This window comes from Rhizobium mesosinicum (assembly GCF_019511345.1).
In the GTDB taxonomy this organism is placed as follows: domain Bacteria; phylum Pseudomonadota; class Alphaproteobacteria; order Rhizobiales; family Rhizobiaceae; genus Rhizobium; species Rhizobium mesosinicum.
Window position 1 is genome coordinate 94,148 of sequence record NZ_JAEUAK010000016.1, and the last position, 15,678, is coordinate 109,825.

The window sequence follows — 15,678 nt, forward strand, 5'->3', positions numbered from 1 at the left end:
TCTCATTCTCCCTGCTGGCATTCGCTCAAGCCGCCTGATTCCGAACGATCAGTCTTAGCAAACTATCGGAATTGCCGAAGCCCCCCGACTTGACGGCGCAACGAAATTGCCGCCCGTCGGCGCCGGTCACGTCGAACCACGGAACGCCGGCCTCGATTTCCCCCTTCGGCAACAGAACCGAAACGCCCAGTTCGCGGAAAACGGCAAGCGCAGTATCGCCGCCGCCCACCATGATCATATCCGGATTCGTATCAGCTATGACCGATTTCACGCCCTGCGCAAAGCGAGCGGCAACGAGCGTGACATCGCTCTTCATCTCGCCTGTGCAGCGGACCAGCGCGGGCAGCGCCAGACCCTCGCCTCCTTCGACCACGCCCATCGGCGCATCGACGACGACGCGCAGCGCGCCCGATGCTTCGAGACGATCCATCTGCGCAGCCGTGATCGGATCACGGGACCCGAAGGCGAAGAGCGTCTTTCGCGCCGTAAGAAATTCCGGCGTCAGCCGCGTAGTTCCGCCGAGCCGGCGCGCGAGCGCCGAACCCAGACCACGGGCACCGACGGCAAGGGTGGAAAGCCAGTCATTCTCTGCGACGACAATGTCGAGATCGGCATCGTCTTCGGCATCGGCCACCATCACGTCACGACCAGATCCGGCAAAGAGGTCGGCTATCGGCAGTGGATGATCGACACCGCGCCCGACCACGCAACCGCGATAGGTGATCCGCTCCTGATCGGGAATGGCAGGCGCCATGAGGATTGTCTTGAGACCAAGAACATCGGCGAGCGCGATGCTTTCGACCGCAACATTGCCCTTCAGTCGGGAGTCGATCTTCTTCATGAAGATGGCTGACCCGGCAGCGCGCAGGGTCCCGGCAACAGCACGCACCCGCGCGGCCGCTTCCGCTTCCGGCAACGCGCGCGAAGCAGTATTGACCACAACGACTTCGGCGCCGGTTTCCAGCGCCTTGCCAGCCGCCCCCACATCGATCGCCACGGCAACGGACAATCCGGCTTCCACAAACGGTGTGCCCGTATCGAGCGAGCCGGTCAGGTCGTCGGCAATGATGGCGACTTTCAGCGTCATGAGGCTTGCCCCGGATTGACGGCATGGCAGGCGACGAGATGGCCGGGCTTTGCTTCCTTCCATTCCGGAATGACCTTGCTGCAAACGTCCATCGCGATCGGGCAGCGCGTGTGGAAGCGACAGCCCGTCGGCGGGTTCAGCGGGCTCGGCACATCGCCCTGCAGGATCTGGCGTTTGCGGCTGCGCTCCAGTTCAGGATCGGTTTCCGGCACGGCCGAAAGCAGCGCCTTCGTATAGGGATGCAGCGGATTGTCGAAAAGCTCTTCTCGCGTCGCAAGCTCAGCCAGACGGCCGAGATACATGACGCCGACACGCGTGCTGATATGGCGCACGATGGCGAGGTCATGGGCGATGAAGAGATAGGTCAGGCCGTATTTTTCCTGCAGATCGAGCAGCAGGTTGATGATCTGCGCCTGGATCGACACGTCGAGCGCCGAGATCGCTTCGTCGCAGACGATGAATTTCGGCTGACAGGCAAGCGCACGCGCAATGACGACGCGCTGGCGCTGACCACCCGAGAGCTCATGCGGATAACGCTGGGCAAAACGGGTCGGCAGGCCGACATCGGTGAGCAGCGCTGCAACCCTGTCCCTGAGCTCGGCCTTGATGGCGAGCTTGTGGAAGAGGATCGGCTCGCCGATCGCCTCACCGACCGTCATGCGCGGGTTGAGCGTCGAATAGGGATCCTGAAAGACGATCTGCAGGTCCCGGCGGAAGGGCCGCATCTGCTTTTCGTCGAGAACAGCAAGATCCTGGCCTTTGTAGACCACCTTGCCACTCGTCGCCTTATAGAGATTGAGAATGGTGAAGCCCGTCGTTGATTTGCCGCAACCGGATTCGCCGACGAGGCTCAACGTCTCGCCTTCCATGATCTCGAGATTGACGTTGTCCAGCGCATAGACGGTCGCCGAGCGTTCTCCGAAAGCACCGAGCTTGACGTGGAAATGCTTGACGAGGTTTTCGACCTTCAAGAGCGGTTGGGCACCCATCACGCAGCCTCCTGCATTCTCTGGACGACGAAACAAGCGGCGCGATGCGCTTTGTTGCCGGCAATCGGCTCAAGCCGCGGCACCCGCTCATGGCAGACAGCTTCGGCCAGCGGGCAGCGCGGCGCAAAGGGGCAGCCCTTCGGCCGGCGGCCGGGCTCCGGCGGTGTACCGCCGATTGAGGAGAGGCGGCTTGCCGGCGCATCCGAAAGCTTCGGGATCGAGGACAGGAGGCCGCGCGTATAGGGATGGCTGGGACGAGCATAGAGCTCGTCCACCGGCGCATCTTCCACAACCGTGCCGGCATAGAGCACGGCGACGCGATCGACGAGGCCGGCGATCAGCGCGAGGTCGTGGGTGATCCAGACGACGGACATGCCGAGCTTGGCGCGCAAATCCTTCACCAGATCGACAATCTGGGCCTGGATCGTCACGTCGAGCGCGGTTGTCGGCTCGTCGGCGATCAGAAGCTTCGGATTGCAGGCAAGGCCGATGGCGATCATCACACGCTGGCGCATGCCGCCGGAAAGCTCATGCGGATAGGCTATCAGCCGCTCTTCGGGACCTGGAATGCCGACGAGGCGCAGAAGTTCGACGGCGCGAGCCTGTGCCTCTTTCTTCGACATCTTGCGATGATAGATCAGCGGCTCACAGATTTGGTCGCCGATGCGCATCACCGGGTTGAGCGAGGTCATCGGATCCTGGAAGACGAAGCCGACATCGCCGCCGCGTACCTTGCGCAGCTCGCCGTTCGACATCTTCTGCAGGTCCCGCCCGTCGAACGTCGCCGAACCCTTCGTCACCTTGATCTTGTTCGGCAGCAGCCGCATCAGGCTCAGCATCGTCAGGCTCTTGCCGCAGCCGGATTCACCGACGACGCCGAGCGTTTCGCCCTTGTTGACGTAGAGGTCGATGCCGTCAACCACGACGGCCGGGCCGCGGCGCGTATCGATCTCGATGGTGAGATCCTTCACGTCCAGCAGGCGTTCGTTGCTTGTTGCATTCATCATTTGCTGCCCCGCGGATTGAGTGCGTCGTTGAGGCCGTCGCCGAGGAAGCTGAAGGCTACCGAGGCAAGACCGAGCACGGCCGCCGGAGCGGCGAGGAGATGCGGATAATGCTGCCAGACGCGCAGGCCATCCGAGATCATGTTGCCCCAGCTGGGGGTGGGCGGATTGACCCCGACACCCAGGAAGCTGAAGGCACTCTCCAGCACCATGGCTGTACCGAGGCCGGCGCTGACGGACACGATCAGCGGACCAAGCGCATTCGGCACGATATAACGCAAGATGACGATCCAGTTGGAAAGGCCGAGCGCCTGTGCCGCCATGACATAGGGACGATTGCGGATCGACAGAACCTGAGCACGAACCAGACGCGCATAAGGTGGCCAGGAGATCAGCGCCATTGAGCCGAAGACCAGGATGAAATCCACCCAGACCGTCTGGCGATAGAAGGGATTGAGGGTCGCAAGATACTGCGCCTCCATCCACCTGGTGATAGGCGTCTTCAGCGATGCATTGATGACGACGACGAGCAGCAGGTTCGGCACCGACATCGTCACATCGGTTAGCCACATGATAACCCGGTCGAAGGGATTGCCGAAAAAGCCGGCGATCGCACCAAGCAGAAGCCCGATCACGACAGCGATAAAGGTGACGATGACGGCAACAAGAAAAGCCGTGCGTGTGCCGAAGACGATACGGCTGAAGACGTCGCGCCCGAGGTCGTCAGTACCGAAGAAATGCGCCAGCGACGGCGGCGCGTTGCGCGACGCAAGATCCTGACTGAGATAGTCATAGGGCGTCAGGGCGGGGCCGAAGATTGCCGTGAAGGCCAGGATCACGATCACGATCAGACCGAAGATCGCAAGCTTGTTGCGCTTCAGGCGATGCCAGGCATCACGCCACAGGTTGACCGGCGGCTCTTCGGCAGTGTCGATCGTCGAAAGAGGAATGGCGGACATGGTCAGCGGCTCCTTCTGGAATCATTCGCACGCGGATCGAGCAGCGGATAGAGCACATCGACCAGCAAGTTCGACACCATGACCAGGAAGGATCCGATCAGGGTAATCGCAAGAATGACGGGATAGTCGGAATTGGTGAGCGCCTGCACGGTCAACCGGCCGAGACCCGGCAGGCCGAAAACGAGCTCGACGAAGATGGCGCCGTTGACGATGGTGATCATGATGAGGCCGAGCTGCGTGACCACAGGTGTCAGCACCGGGCGCAGGATATGCCTCAGCGCAACCACGATTTCCGGCACGCCTTTGGCGCGCGCCGTACGGACGAAATCTTCGGACAGCACTTCGATGACTGCGGCGCGCGTCTGGCGCACGATGAGCGCGATCGGCTGGAAGGAAAGCACGATAAGCGGCAGAATGATACGCACATCGAAGACGCCGCCCCAGCCATAGGGCACTCTGATCATCGGCAGCAGCACGATGAGGCCGACCATCAACAGCGGACCGGCGACATAGGCGGGGATGGCCCAGAGGAAAAGCGCGGTACCGGTGATCGTGTAGTCGACGCGGTTGTTCTGGTTCAGGGCGGCGAGCATGCCGAGCGGGATCGCAACGACAGTCGTCAGGATAATGGAACAGAGCGCAAGCTGGAAAGAGACGGGAGCAGCTGCCGAAACCATCGCCCAGACGGAGCGACCTGACGTCAGCGAATTGCCGAACTGCCCGTGCAGGAGGTTCCAGATGTAAAGACCGAACTGCTCGATGAAGGGCTTGTTGAGACCCGCACTTTCGCGGATCGCCTCGATACGCTGCGGGTTGTAAGCGACGTCACCAGGCGCGCGAAGGAAGATCAGCTTGATCGGATCGCCGGCACCATAGAAAGCCATCGCGTAGACGGCCATCATCACGACCAGGACGGACGGAATCCAGATGGCAAATCGCGTTAGTATATAACGAAGCAAGACCACCTCCCACCTTTTATCAGGAGCGTTTTCCGCAAGCTGTGCGGATCGCGCGTACCCTTCTTTAACTTGCGCGAAGACCTTCCGGCCTTCGCGCGGTTGCTTGAGCTATCGAGAATTGGCTAACAGTCTCAATCAGCCGATCGATACGTCCCAGGGAGTGACGACCTGCCAGTCGAGGTTCTTTTCCATGGCCTTGACCTCCTTGCTCGCCCAGCGGGACATGGCCTGAGAATACCATGGAATGAACACCCAATCGTCGCGGAACGCATTCTGGGCTTCTTGCGCGAGTTTCACGCGATCCGGATCGTCTGCAGCCTTGGTTGCAGCTTCTGCAAGCAGACTGTCTACCTTGTCGTTCTTGTAGTTGCCGAGTTTGTTCTGGGCGTGGGACGAGGTGGAGGCGATGCAGCCGGTCAGATAGGAGACGGCATCGGGAACGCGTGTCCCGACGTCGTCTCGCAAGATCTGCACCGCGTTCTGGTTCGGTCCGCCATCCTGCTGCGGCTTCATGTCGACGGACGTTATCCCGAGATTCTGTCGCCATTGTTCGGCGATGAACTGCGCAGCGGCCTGGATGGCCGGACCCGAAATCCCGACAAACATAAGCTTGGGAAGACGATCTGGTCCGCCATAGCTCGACTCAGCAAGCAGCTTCTTGGCCGCTGCCGGATCATACGGATAGGGCTCGAAGCCGGAATTGTCCGCACCCGGAACCGAATTCAGGATCTGGTCGGCCTTCTTGTGTGGCCCATCAGGATAAGACGCCTTGAACAGGCCGTCGCGATCTACCGCCATGATCAAAGCCTGGCGAACCTTGGGATCGTCCATCGGCGCGCGCGAAGTATTGAACCAGAAGTGCTGGCTGGTCGGGATGAGCGGGCCGGCAGAAAATTCCGGACCCAGATCCTGAATGATCGTCGAAGTGACGAGCTCGGTATGTACGTTGTATTCGCCGGACTTGATCAGCGAAGTCGCGGTGACATTGTCTTCGATCGAGCTGATCTCGATGCGGGCGAGCTTCGGCTTCGGACCGAAAAAATTCTCGTTCGGCTCGAAGGCCACCGTGCCGGCGTCGATATCGAGCTCGGTCAGTTTGAAGGGGCCTGAATAGACGGCGCTGCTGTCAGGCTTGTACCAGTCAACCACTTCCTCGCCATCGCTGCCGCGCGACTGGGCAGCCTTAGTAATCGGCACGATATGGTTGGCAAGTCGCATGAAGAAGATAGGGTCGGCTTCGGAAAGCGTGCAGACGACAGTCGATTCATCAGGCGCCGAAACGCCGGTCAACTCGTTTGCGGAGCCGGCGGAAACTTCCTTATAGCCGGCAACCTTGCTCAACACCTGATCGACGCGCTGGTTCTTGGTGCTAGGCATGGCGCCAACCTCCCATGAGCCTTTGACATCGGCCGAAGTGATCTTGCTGCCATCGGAAAACACTGCCTTCGGGTTGATCTTGAACGTCCACACCTTCTTGTCGGGCGAGTCCCAGCTCGTGAAGACATAGGGCTGGATTTTGCCGTCGGCGTCGAAATACATCGGCGAGGCCCACCAGAACGAGTTCCAACGGAAGGTTCTGCCGCCGCCGCGCAACGGCGACCAATCCTGGTCGAAGGCTGGATTGATAGCCTTCAGAACCTGACCGTCTTGCGCCATGACGATGCGAGCGCTCGCGCCGAAGAGCGAGAAACCGACGCCGACCGCAAGCCCGAGCTTGAGCGCGGCACGACGGGAAATCTGCGAAAAGTCTTGCTCATTACCAAATGTCATTTGCTCCTCCTGGCAAATAGCGCGCCCTTTCGAAAGACCTCCCCGAAGCTGCGCGGCAGGGCTCACACAATCACGTCATAATGTAAACATGTCAACAAAAAATCTCAAAGGAAGCCGATTTATCGGCTAAACAAAATTTTTCTCAGTTAAATTCAACGACTTGCTGAAAAGGATGAACAAAAATAAAATTTGTCAGATTGACAACATGGCAACACTGAGATGAAAACAGAGGCGAGGAATATGCCACGAAGGCCCGTTCGACGAGGGAGGATCTCTTGAACAATCACAAGATTACAGGCGTCTACAGCGCCGCAACTACCCCTCTCAACGCCGATGGCAGCCCCGATCTCGGAATCTTCACTGAACATTGCCAGCGGCTGATCGAAGAAGGATGCCACGGAGTGGCACTGCTCGGAACAACGGGCGAAGCCAACTCCTTCTCTTCTGCTGAGCGCCGTGTAATCCTGGAAGCAGCGCTGAAGGCTGGCATTCCCTCGGACAAGCTCTTGCCGGGTACCGGCGTCGTCGCCATTCCCGAGACAGTCGAACTAACGAAGCATGCGCTTTCGCTCGGCGTTACCAAGGTGGTCATGCTCCCGCCCTTCTACTACAAAGGCGTCTCCGACGAAGGCCTTTTCGCCGCCTATGCGCAGATTCTGGAGAAGATCGGCGATACCAGGCTTCAGGTGATCCTCTATCATATTCCACAGGTTTCGGGCGTTCCACTTTCCATTCCGCTTATCAGCCGGCTGGTTGAAGAATTCCCGCAAACAGTCGTCGGCATTAAGGAATCTGCAGGCGATTTCAATAATATGCGGGCGATCGTAGCAGCCTGCCCCGGCTTCTCTGTACTCTGCGGCGCCGACCCACTGCTGTTGCCGCTCCTGAAGGCGGGCGGCGCCGGTTGCATTACCGCCACCTCGAACCTCGTCGCAAATTCACTGCGCACCGTTTACGACCACGTCCATGATGAGACGAGGAGCGCAGAAGTTGAGAACGCGCAGGCACGCATCAATGCCTTTCGTACCCTGTCGAACTCCTATGTCCAGATCCCGACGATCAAGGCCATGGTTGGCCTGAAGACCGGCAACGCCGGTTGGCGGCGCACACGCCCGCCGCTCGTACCACTCAATGATCGTGAATATGCGGAGCTCGCCGAAGGTTACGCAAAACTGCCTTAAGGAGGATTACATGCAATCGACAGGCTTAAAACCGGAAGAAGTTCCGTCGCTGATGGACGGTATCCTCAGGGCAAATACCGCGCAGACTGGCCGCTTTGATGCTTATCTGCCCTCCCCCTGCGTCCAGAACCATGCTGCCAACCTCGCCTTTCTGGCCGATGGAACGCTGACGTGCGTCTGGTTCGGCGGTACAATGGAAGGCATGGGCGACATATCGATTTACATGTCGCGGCTGGCACCCGGCACGGAGAGCTGGACCGAACCGGAGAAAATGTCTGACGATCCGGCGAAGTCCGAGCAGAATCCCTTGATTTTCAATGCGCCGGATGGTCGTGTTTGGTTGCTCTATACCTCCCAGACATCTGGCGATCAGGATGGCGCAGTTGTCAAATGCCGGATCTCGGAGGATGGCGGCAAGAGTTTTGCTCCGCCTTCTATACTCTGCGACCTGCCTGGCACCTTCGTGCGCCAGCAGATTGTGGTCAATGGCAGGGGCGAATGGCTGCTCCCGATCTTCCGCTGCGGCAGCCTGCCCGGTCGGCGCTGGAGCGGCGACGTGGACACGGCAGGCGTTATGATCTCAGGTGATCGAGGAAAAACCTGGCAGGTCAAAGAGATAGACAACAGCCTGGGCGCGGTGCACATGAATATCGTCCCGCTTCAAGACGACAGAATGATCGCCTTTTTCCGTGATCGTTATGCGGAGAATATCCACTCATCTTTGTCTTCAAATCAGGGCCAAACCTGGAGCACGCCAAGGCCGATCGATTTGCCCAATAACAATTCGTCGATCCAGGCAATAAATCTCCGAGATCGAAGGATCGCGATGGTTTACAACCACAGCAACGCTGCTTCCCATGACGCCCGGCGCCAATCGCTTTATGACGAGGTGGAAGGTACCGGAGCGCCTGTTTCGGAGACTTCCATTGCAACCGCCAGAAAGGCAGTATGGGGTGTTCCGCGTGCCCCGCTAAGCCTTGCAGTGTCCAGCGATGGAGGTGTGCACTTCGAGCGTAAGCTCGACCTGGACACCGGCGACGGATACTGTTTGAGCAACAACTCGAAAGACCTGCTGAACCGCGAATTCTCCTATCCCTCGATCGCCCAGGGGCCGGACGGCACGCTTCATGTCGCCTATACCTATTACCGGCGCGCCATCAAATATGTCCGTCTTCCGTTGGGCTCAATCGCCTAGAGGTCAGCAGAATGGGTAGAAGCGTGGCGAGCGCCGGCATGCGAAAGCCTCGGATGAACTCTTCGCATGGTGGGTTGATAAGCTCGCTGAGCAGTTCGCGAAAGACCGGTACGTCGCGACAGACCTGTTCGCCAAGCAGGAAAGACCAACACTCATTCCCGCCGTCAGCATGCGGCGTAACCAATTTGCATCGTTGACGGCCCTGACCGTCACGCTCGGAGGACCTAATATGGTCAGCTTGGATTCACCTATTACCGTTGTCCGGCCACACCTGATCGAGTTCGGCGTCGGAACTGCGGGGAAGTTGGGCGCCTGGGCCACTAGCAAGGGCTATTCCAGAACGCTGGTTATCTCGGATGCCTTCAATGCCGCACGCATCGATGTGTTGCAGCTGAAGGGTGAGGTTTCGGTCTTCTCAGACGTAACGCCCGAGCCGGATATTGCCAATCTCGACAAAGTGCTCGCCGCGGCAGAAGCGACACAGGCTGAGCTCATTGTCGGCTTCGGCGGTGGCAGCGCCATGGATCTTGCCAAGCTTGCCGCCGTACTTGCCGGCTCGCAGCAGACGCTTCACGAAGTTGTCGGCCCAAACAAGGTGCAGAGAGCACGCAAGGCAGCGCTCGCGCAGGTGCCGACCACGTCAGGCACAGGCAGCGAGGCCGGCATCCGCGCTCTGGTCACAGATCCCGAGACAAAAGCCAAGCTTGCAGTCGAGAGCCTTCACATGCTCGCCGATATCGCCGTCATCGACCCGTCGCTGACCTTCTCCGTTCCCGCCCGCACTACTGCCGCAACCGGTGTCGATGCCATGGCCCACTGCGTCGAGGCCTTCACCAGTCGCAAGGCACATCCGATGATCGACATGTATGCGATTGAAGGAACGCGGCTCGTCGGCAAATATCTCGCAAGAGCCGTCCGCGATGGTTCGGATGCCGAAGCCCGCGCCGGTCTTTCGCTGGCCTCGCTTTACGGCGGCTTCTGCCTCGGCCCGGTCAATACGGCGGGCGGCCATGCCCTCGCCTATCCGCTTGGCACCCGCTGGCACATCGCTCACGGCGCAGCCAATGCGCTGATCTTCCCCCATGTACTCGCCTTCAACACGCCGGCCGTACCCGAGAAGACAAAGGCGGTCATGGAGGCGCTCGGCTATGACACGTCCGACACCGTCCAATCGGTCTTCGATGCGGCCTATGCCTTCTGCGCCGAACTCGGCATCGAAATGACGCTCTCCGGCCTCGGTGTGCCGGAAAACGATCTCGACGCCATGGCTGACGATGCTTTCGCGATCCGCAGGCTACTCGACAACAATCCGCGCGATTTGACGCGCACTGACATTCGCTCGATCTACGAAGCAGCCTATTGAGGTGGGCTTTCAAGAGGAATTTGACTGATGGACAGAAATGCAAAAGTCGCAGTAACCCTCGGCGATCCCGCCGGCGTCGGCCCGGAAGTGATCGTCAAGGCACTTGCTGCACTGCCGGCCGCCGAACGGCGCGATTTCGTCATCGTTGGTAATGCCGAAGCGTTGGAACGTGCCGTGCGTGCAACTCACGTTGCCCTCGATTTTGGCCCCTCCTCCTCAGAAGACGGAAACACCATCGCTGTCGATGAGGTGCCGCTTGGCGCCCCTCTCCCCGAGATTGGCAAGGTCAGCCCTGTCGCGGGCGATGCGTCCGTTCGCTACATCGCCCGCGCCGTCGATCTCGCTATGTCGAAAGACGCCGACGTCATCGTCACGGCGCCGATCAACAAGGAAGCGATGAACCTCGCCGGCCATCATTTCGATGGCCATACCGGCCTGCTGGCACATCTGACCGGCTCCAAGAGTTCCTTCATGCTGCTCGCCTCGGAGCGGTTGAATACCATTCATGTCTCCACCCACGTCTCGCTGAAGGGGGCGATCGAGCGGGCGAAGACCGAACGCGTGCTGGCAACGATCGAAGCCGGCCACAATCACTTCATGCGCCTCGGCAAGAAGGCGCGTATCGCAGTTGCCGGTCTCAACCCGCATTGCGGCGAAAACGGCCTCTTCGGAACCGAAGACGCGGAATTCCTCGCACCGGCCGTCGAGCTCGCACAGGCCAAGGGTATCGACGTGGCCGGCCCGATCTCCGCCGACACGGTCTTTGCGCGCGCTTATAACGGCGCCTTCGATCTGGTGATCGCCCAATATCACGACCAAGGCCATATCCCGATCAAGCTCGTTGCTTTCGAGACCGCCGTGAATGTCTCTCTCGGCCTGCCGATCGACCGTGTCTCGGTCGATCACGGCACCGCCTTCGACATCGCCGGAACCGGCCGCGCCAATCACGTCAACATGCTGTCAGCCATCGCTTATGCGCGACTGATGGCGAGGTCGCCACGCCGGGCCGCAGCGTCTGCCGCCTGAGCAACGGAAGCCCAATTCAGTCCGTGGCCGGCAAGAGGCGATTGAGGGTGGGCTTTTTCCGCCGGTATAGACAATCGAGACCGTCAGGCCCTTCCTGGGCCGGGCTGGATACCGACGTCTATCGTGACCACCGCGCTATGATCTGGTCTGTATTCGACAGTACCTTGCGGACTGCGTTACGCGCTACGTTCGGTCGTTGCAATCGGACGCTTTTCTCAATATTTTCATGAAGTTTCATGACATATTGCAGGTCGTCCTCCTCTCGCGTGACATAAGCGAAAAGGTGGTTCAGCGCCGATTCGATCAATACTCCGAGCGGCACCAGCAGATCATTTCCCGAAGCCCGCAAGATCGCTATGTGAAATCGCGCATCGGCTTCTGTCCGCTGCTGGAGCGATGTCGCCTGATCCATATCTCGCAGGGCCTGACTGATCGCCTCCATTTGCGCCTCAGTTCGGCGCTCAGCAGCAAGCGCTGTCGCTTCCGGCTCGATCATGTGCCTGAGTTCTTGCACCGCCCTTAAAAACGATTCGCGATCGGGAGATGCCACATACCAGCCCAGCACATCCCGATCCAGCAGGTTCCACCGCTCCTTGGGTTCGACCCAACTGCCGATTTTCGGCCGGGAAGAAAGCAGGCCCTTTGCCATCAGCATCTTGATCGCTTCACGCACCGCCGACCGGCTGACGTCAAAGACTTGCGACCATTTTGCCTCGTTTGGCAGGATCGTACCGGGCGGATAGTCACCGCGAACGATCCTGAGACCTATCTCGCCTGCCAAAGACAGATGAACGCTCGCTCCGGTCATGCGGGCGGCATTTGGGCGCCTTATGGTGGCTGAGCGGTCAGCCGTCGCCACCTCGACCGGTGTTGTCGGCTTTCCCGATTTCTTGTCAGGCATTTATTTCCACTGCCTCAGCATTCTTTCGACTGTCTGCACGACTATCAAAACAATCGTAATAACGAGGAAGTCGCCTGCGATTGGATCCGGCACAAAGCGCGGAATTCAGGGCGCGTCAAGCCCTGCAGATCTTTCGATCCGTTACGTGAAGGCAGTCGGCGCACTCTGACCTGGTGCGCCGAGCCATAAGCCTACTTTTGAATGCAGGTATCGACCGTGTCCTTCGTGCACTCATCGAGCCCTGTGAAGACCGGATCTTCAACCGCTTTTCCGGCAATCAAATCCATCATCACCGAAGGTGCCTTGTACCCCATCTCGAACGGCCGTTGGCCGACGAGCGCAGTCACTAGGCCTTCCCTCGCGATAGCAACCTCGTCGCCGATCGTATCGGCGGCACCGATGACGAACTCATTGCTGGCGATCTTGTCGGCCATCGGCTTGAACAGGTCGCGATAGGGTTGCGGCGCGCCGAACAATGGCCAGCCACCCATAATGCCGAACGCATCGAGCTTAGGATTGGCCGCGAGGATATCCGTCATCGCCTGGACGCCCTTAGCACCATCATCATTGGTAAAGACCGGGCAGCCTGCGACTTCTGTCCAACCACCCTCGCCTTTCAGCGCGGTAAGGCCTTTTTGGCCAGTGAGCGTATCACGCATACCTTGCGCGCGACGCAGAATATTATCTGCTCCCGGATTGCCTTCGATCGTGCAGATCGTCCCGCCCTTCGGCTTGGCCTTCTTGATGTATTCGCCGATGCGTGCGCCCATCAGATAGTTGTCGGTGCCGAGATAGGTCTTGCGCAGAGCTGCATCCTCGGCAGCAAGATCGGCATCGAGCGTCATCACCGGAACACTCGGATTGGCAGTCTTGAGGGTCTGGGCGATGAGCTTGGCATTTGATGGCGAAATCGCGATTGCTGCCGTGTCCGGCTTGCCCAACATATCCTGAACGATCTGCGCTTCACCGGCTTCATCGGATGTCGAGGCCGGACCGGTGTAGAAGCACTCGTATTCCGCTGTCGGGTTCTCCTTGTTCCACTTCTGGCAACCCTGATTGATCGCTTCGAAGAACGGATTGTCGAGGCCTTTAACGACGATGACGAGTTGCTTCTTCGCCAAGGCCTGCCCTGCGGTCAATGCTAGAACTGCGGCTGTAAGTAGTAATGCCTTCCTCATGGTTTCCTCCCTTGAAACAGACGGGCACGGCATGCCCGCCACACGAAATCAACCCGGATACCACACGATACGAGGCTCCTCCTTCGAACGCTCGTATTGCCACGCCGAGTCGATAAGCATTTCCAGATCGTAGTCTGGCCGCCAATTGAGCAGGTATTTCGCCTTGCTGTTGTCCATCCAGTTGGAATGGAAGCGGCTTGGTATCTCGACCGAGTCGAGATTTCGCGTGCGGGATAGGTAGGCGGCGACTTCAGCATAGTCGACAGGTCGATCCATGCAGATATTGAACAGTTGCCTCTCCGCCCGGGGGTTGTCGATCGCTGCCAATATTGCCGATACGAGGTCGGCGACATGCACGAAGTTGCGTTTCAGCGGACGGCCGTCAGCATCGAGCAGCAGCGGCACCGTGCCCATGGCCGCGTAGCGTCGCGCCGCTTCTTCCGGAACGAGCGTCTTCCAGTCCGGACCCCCAAAAACGTCATCCCCAAAGGACAGCGAATACTTGAAATCGTCCTTTTCCATGATCCAGGGCGCGCGCAGGCAACAGCCGTTAAGGCCGTATTGAATGCCAAACTGCTCCAGCATGACCTCCTCCAGAACCTTGGAAAGTGCATAGCTTCCGGGATAGGCGCAATGGGGGGCGCTCTCGGTGATCGGCCCATTGTGGCGATAGTGAAAATGCCCGATGCCCGCATCACCGCCGATCAGGATGAATTGGCGTGCTGTGACGCTCGCACGGAACTCCTCGAGCAGCCAAAAGAGACCTTTGACCGTGACATCCATGATGTCTTCAGGGGTTTCCTTACAAGTCGCAAGATGCACGACATGGGTAACGTCGTTAAGTGCTGCCGCCACGACATCGCGATCGGCGATCGAGCCGCGGATGACTTCGACACGATCGGTCGCCTCGCACAAACGGTTATGACAAAGCGCGCGAACACGGGCTTTGGAAAATCTCGGATCGTCAAGCAGCCCAGCAATGAAGCGCTGCCCGACCTTGCCCGTGGCACCGGTAACAAGGATCAGCATGCTCTCTCTCCCAGTAATAGCTAATATTCGCGCGCCGCCTCCGTCAATTGATATTTGTCTGACAAAACAGATTTTTGTTATAGTGGGCTCAGCATCTCGGACTATGAGTTGACGCTGTCGCAGGGTTTTGCGTAAATGCTCATATTCGCTTTTCCTGGGAGGATATTGGAAAGGCGAGTTCGCCTGATCCTCGCGTCGAAAAAGGCTGGGCTCGGAGCGAACGGATAGCGACAAGTTTTGGGAGGCCAGGAGGCTGGTGGCAGTTCTCGAACTCACCAATATTTCCAAACATTTCGGTGCCATCCAGGCCGTGAACGATGTTTCGTTTTCGCTCGAAGCGGGGCAAGTCGTTGGCCTCATGGGCGATAACGGCGCGGGCAAGTCCACGCTGGTCAAGATGATCGCCGGCAACTTTCGACCGAGCCACGGAACCATGCGTCTCGATGGCGCCGAGATCGTGCTGCATAAGCCGAAGGAAGCGCGACTGCACGGCATCGAAATCGTTCATCAGGATCTGGCGCTCTGCGATAATCTTACGGCAGCAGCAAATGTGTTCCTCGGACGAGAATTGCGACGCGGCATTTGGCCCTTTCGCATCCTCGACTACAAAGCCATGTACAAGCGCGCCGGCGAGATCTTCCGCGAGCTCAAATCGGAGACGCGGCCACGCGATCTCGTCAAGCAAATGTCAGGTGGCCAGCGGCAAGCGGTCGCGATTGGCCGGACGATGCTGTCGGAAGCGAAAATCGTCCTGATGGACGAGCCGACGGCGGCTATTTCCGTGCGCCAGGTCGCCGAGGTTCTCAATCTGATCCGCGAATTGCGTGACCGGGGCATTGTCGTCGTCCTGATCAGCCATCGCATGCCCGACGTCTTTTCGGTCGCAGACCGCGTGATCGTGATGCGGCGGGGCAGAAAAGTAGCCGACAAGCCAATTGCGGCAAGTTCGCCTGAGGAAGTCACGGGGCTCATCACCGGCGCCATCGAACAGGTGTGATCGATGCTATCCGCCGCAGCGAGAAAGAAGAAGGTCGACG

At 59.1% G+C, this 15,678-nt stretch carries 14 protein-coding genes; 5 read left to right on the forward strand and 9 right to left on the reverse strand.

Translation table 11 applies throughout. From position 1 onward, the window contains the following. Positions 1 to 25: 25 nt before the first annotated feature. From JNB85_RS28535 to JNB85_RS28560, 6 genes are all read right to left on the reverse strand, one after another. A complete protein-coding gene (locus tag JNB85_RS28535; protein ID WP_220337768.1) occupies positions 26 to 1,087 on the reverse strand; it encodes a four-carbon acid sugar kinase family protein in 1,062 nt (353 codons plus the stop codon). Beyond that, on the reverse strand, positions 1,084 to 2,076 hold the full coding sequence (locus tag JNB85_RS28540; RefSeq protein WP_220337769.1) for an ABC transporter ATP-binding protein: 993 nt from the start codon (positions 2,074 to 2,076) through the stop codon (positions 1,084 to 1,086). The genes JNB85_RS28535 and JNB85_RS28540 overlap by 4 nt, the downstream gene beginning before the upstream one ends. After that, complete coding sequence (locus JNB85_RS28545; RefSeq protein WP_420852305.1) at positions 2,076 to 3,080, reverse strand: ABC transporter ATP-binding protein; 1,005 nt, start codon at positions 3,078 to 3,080, stop codon at positions 2,076 to 2,078. Before JNB85_RS28545 ends, JNB85_RS28540 begins: the two co-directional genes overlap by 1 nt. Then, a complete protein-coding gene (locus tag JNB85_RS28550; RefSeq protein ID WP_220337771.1) occupies positions 3,080 to 4,039 on the reverse strand; it encodes an ABC transporter permease in 960 nt (319 codons plus the stop codon). The genes JNB85_RS28545 and JNB85_RS28550 overlap by 1 nt, the downstream gene beginning before the upstream one ends. 2 nt (positions 4,040 to 4,041) lie before the next feature. Beyond that, positions 4,042 to 4,998: an ABC transporter permease gene (locus JNB85_RS28555; RefSeq protein WP_220337772.1), complete on the reverse strand. Its 957-nt coding sequence runs from the start codon at positions 4,996 to 4,998 to the stop codon at positions 4,042 to 4,044. Between the two features lie 135 nt (positions 4,999 to 5,133). Further along, positions 5,134 to 6,768, reverse strand: a complete 1,635-nt coding sequence (locus JNB85_RS28560) for an ABC transporter substrate-binding protein (RefSeq protein ID WP_220337773.1) — start codon at positions 6,766 to 6,768, stop codon at positions 5,134 to 5,136. A gap of 275 nt (positions 6,769 to 7,043) precedes the next feature. Between JNB85_RS28560 and JNB85_RS28565 the strand changes: the two genes are divergently transcribed. From JNB85_RS28565 to pdxA, 4 genes are all read left to right on the forward strand, one after another. Next, a complete protein-coding gene (locus JNB85_RS28565; protein WP_220337774.1) occupies positions 7,044 to 7,949 on the forward strand; it encodes a dihydrodipicolinate synthase family protein in 906 nt (301 codons plus the stop codon). Between the two features lie 10 nt (positions 7,950 to 7,959). After that, positions 7,960 to 9,144: a sialidase family protein gene (locus JNB85_RS28570; RefSeq protein WP_220337775.1), complete on the forward strand. Its 1,185-nt coding sequence runs from the start codon at positions 7,960 to 7,962 to the stop codon at positions 9,142 to 9,144. Between the two features lie 229 nt (positions 9,145 to 9,373). Next, the gene (locus tag JNB85_RS28575) at positions 9,374 to 10,507 is read left to right on the forward strand and encodes an iron-containing alcohol dehydrogenase (RefSeq protein ID WP_220337776.1); all 1,134 of its coding nucleotides are present in this window, start codon (positions 9,374 to 9,376) and stop codon (positions 10,505 to 10,507) included. Positions 10,508 to 10,534: 27 nt separating this feature from the next. Continuing rightward, positions 10,535 to 11,533 carry a 4-hydroxythreonine-4-phosphate dehydrogenase PdxA gene (gene pdxA, locus JNB85_RS28580; RefSeq protein ID WP_220337777.1) on the forward strand — a complete coding sequence of 333 codons (999 nt, stop codon included), beginning with the start codon at positions 10,535 to 10,537 and terminating at the stop codon, positions 11,531 to 11,533. A gap of 118 nt (positions 11,534 to 11,651) precedes the next feature. On the opposite strand, the gene JNB85_RS28585 is transcribed toward pdxA, so the two are convergent. The 3 genes from JNB85_RS28585 to JNB85_RS28595 all read right to left on the reverse strand — a co-directional run bounded on the left by JNB85_RS28585 (position 11,652) and on the right by JNB85_RS28595 (position 14,641). Continuing rightward, positions 11,652 to 12,434: a FadR/GntR family transcriptional regulator gene (locus JNB85_RS28585; protein ID WP_220337778.1), complete on the reverse strand. Its 783-nt coding sequence runs from the start codon at positions 12,432 to 12,434 to the stop codon at positions 11,652 to 11,654. Between the two features lie 191 nt (positions 12,435 to 12,625). Beyond that, complete coding sequence (locus JNB85_RS28590; protein WP_220337779.1) at positions 12,626 to 13,612, reverse strand: substrate-binding domain-containing protein; 987 nt, start codon at positions 13,610 to 13,612, stop codon at positions 12,626 to 12,628. Positions 13,613 to 13,660: 48 nt separating this feature from the next. Further along, positions 13,661 to 14,641 (reverse strand): NAD-dependent epimerase/dehydratase family protein, encoded by a 981-nt coding sequence (locus JNB85_RS28595; RefSeq protein ID WP_220337780.1) that lies wholly within the window; start codon positions 14,639 to 14,641, stop codon positions 13,661 to 13,663. A gap of 256 nt (positions 14,642 to 14,897) precedes the next feature. On the opposite strand from JNB85_RS28595, the gene JNB85_RS28600 reads away from it, so the two are divergent. Further along, positions 14,898 to 15,638 (forward strand): ATP-binding cassette domain-containing protein, encoded by a 741-nt coding sequence (locus JNB85_RS28600; protein WP_220337781.1) that lies wholly within the window; start codon positions 14,898 to 14,900, stop codon positions 15,636 to 15,638. Positions 15,639 to 15,678 lie beyond the last annotated feature (40 nt).

Coding starts and splice junctions, on each gene's coding strand:
- pdxA (WP_220337777.1), top strand. CDS start 10,535: ATGGACAGAAATGCAAAAGTCGCAGTAACCCTCGGCGATCCCGCCGGC.
- JNB85_RS28575 (WP_220337776.1), top strand. CDS start 9,374: ATGGTCAGCTTGGATTCACCTATTACCGTTGTCCGGCCACACCTGATC.
- JNB85_RS28560 (WP_220337773.1), bottom strand. CDS start 6,768: ATGACATTTGGTAATGAGCAAGACTTTTCGCAGATTTCCCGTCGTGCC.
- JNB85_RS28570 (WP_220337775.1), top strand. CDS start 7,960: ATGCAATCGACAGGCTTAAAACCGGAAGAAGTTCCGTCGCTGATGGAC.
- JNB85_RS28585 (WP_220337778.1), bottom strand. CDS start 12,434: ATGCCTGACAAGAAATCGGGAAAGCCGACAACACCGGTCGAGGTGGCG.
- JNB85_RS28550 (WP_220337771.1), bottom strand. CDS start 4,039: ATGTCCGCCATTCCTCTTTCGACGATCGACACTGCCGAAGAGCCGCCG.
- JNB85_RS28545 (WP_420852305.1), bottom strand. CDS start 3,080: ATGAATGCAACAAGCAACGAACGCCTGCTGGACGTGAAGGATCTCACC.
- JNB85_RS28535 (WP_220337768.1), bottom strand. CDS start 1,087: ATGACGCTGAAAGTCGCCATCATTGCCGACGACCTGACCGGCTCGCTC.
- JNB85_RS28590 (WP_220337779.1), bottom strand. CDS start 13,612: ATGAGGAAGGCATTACTACTTACAGCCGCAGTTCTAGCATTGACCGCA.
- JNB85_RS28540 (WP_220337769.1), bottom strand. CDS start 2,076: ATGGGTGCCCAACCGCTCTTGAAGGTCGAAAACCTCGTCAAGCATTTC.
- JNB85_RS28595 (WP_220337780.1), bottom strand. CDS start 14,641: ATGCTGATCCTTGTTACCGGTGCCACGGGCAAGGTCGGGCAGCGCTTC.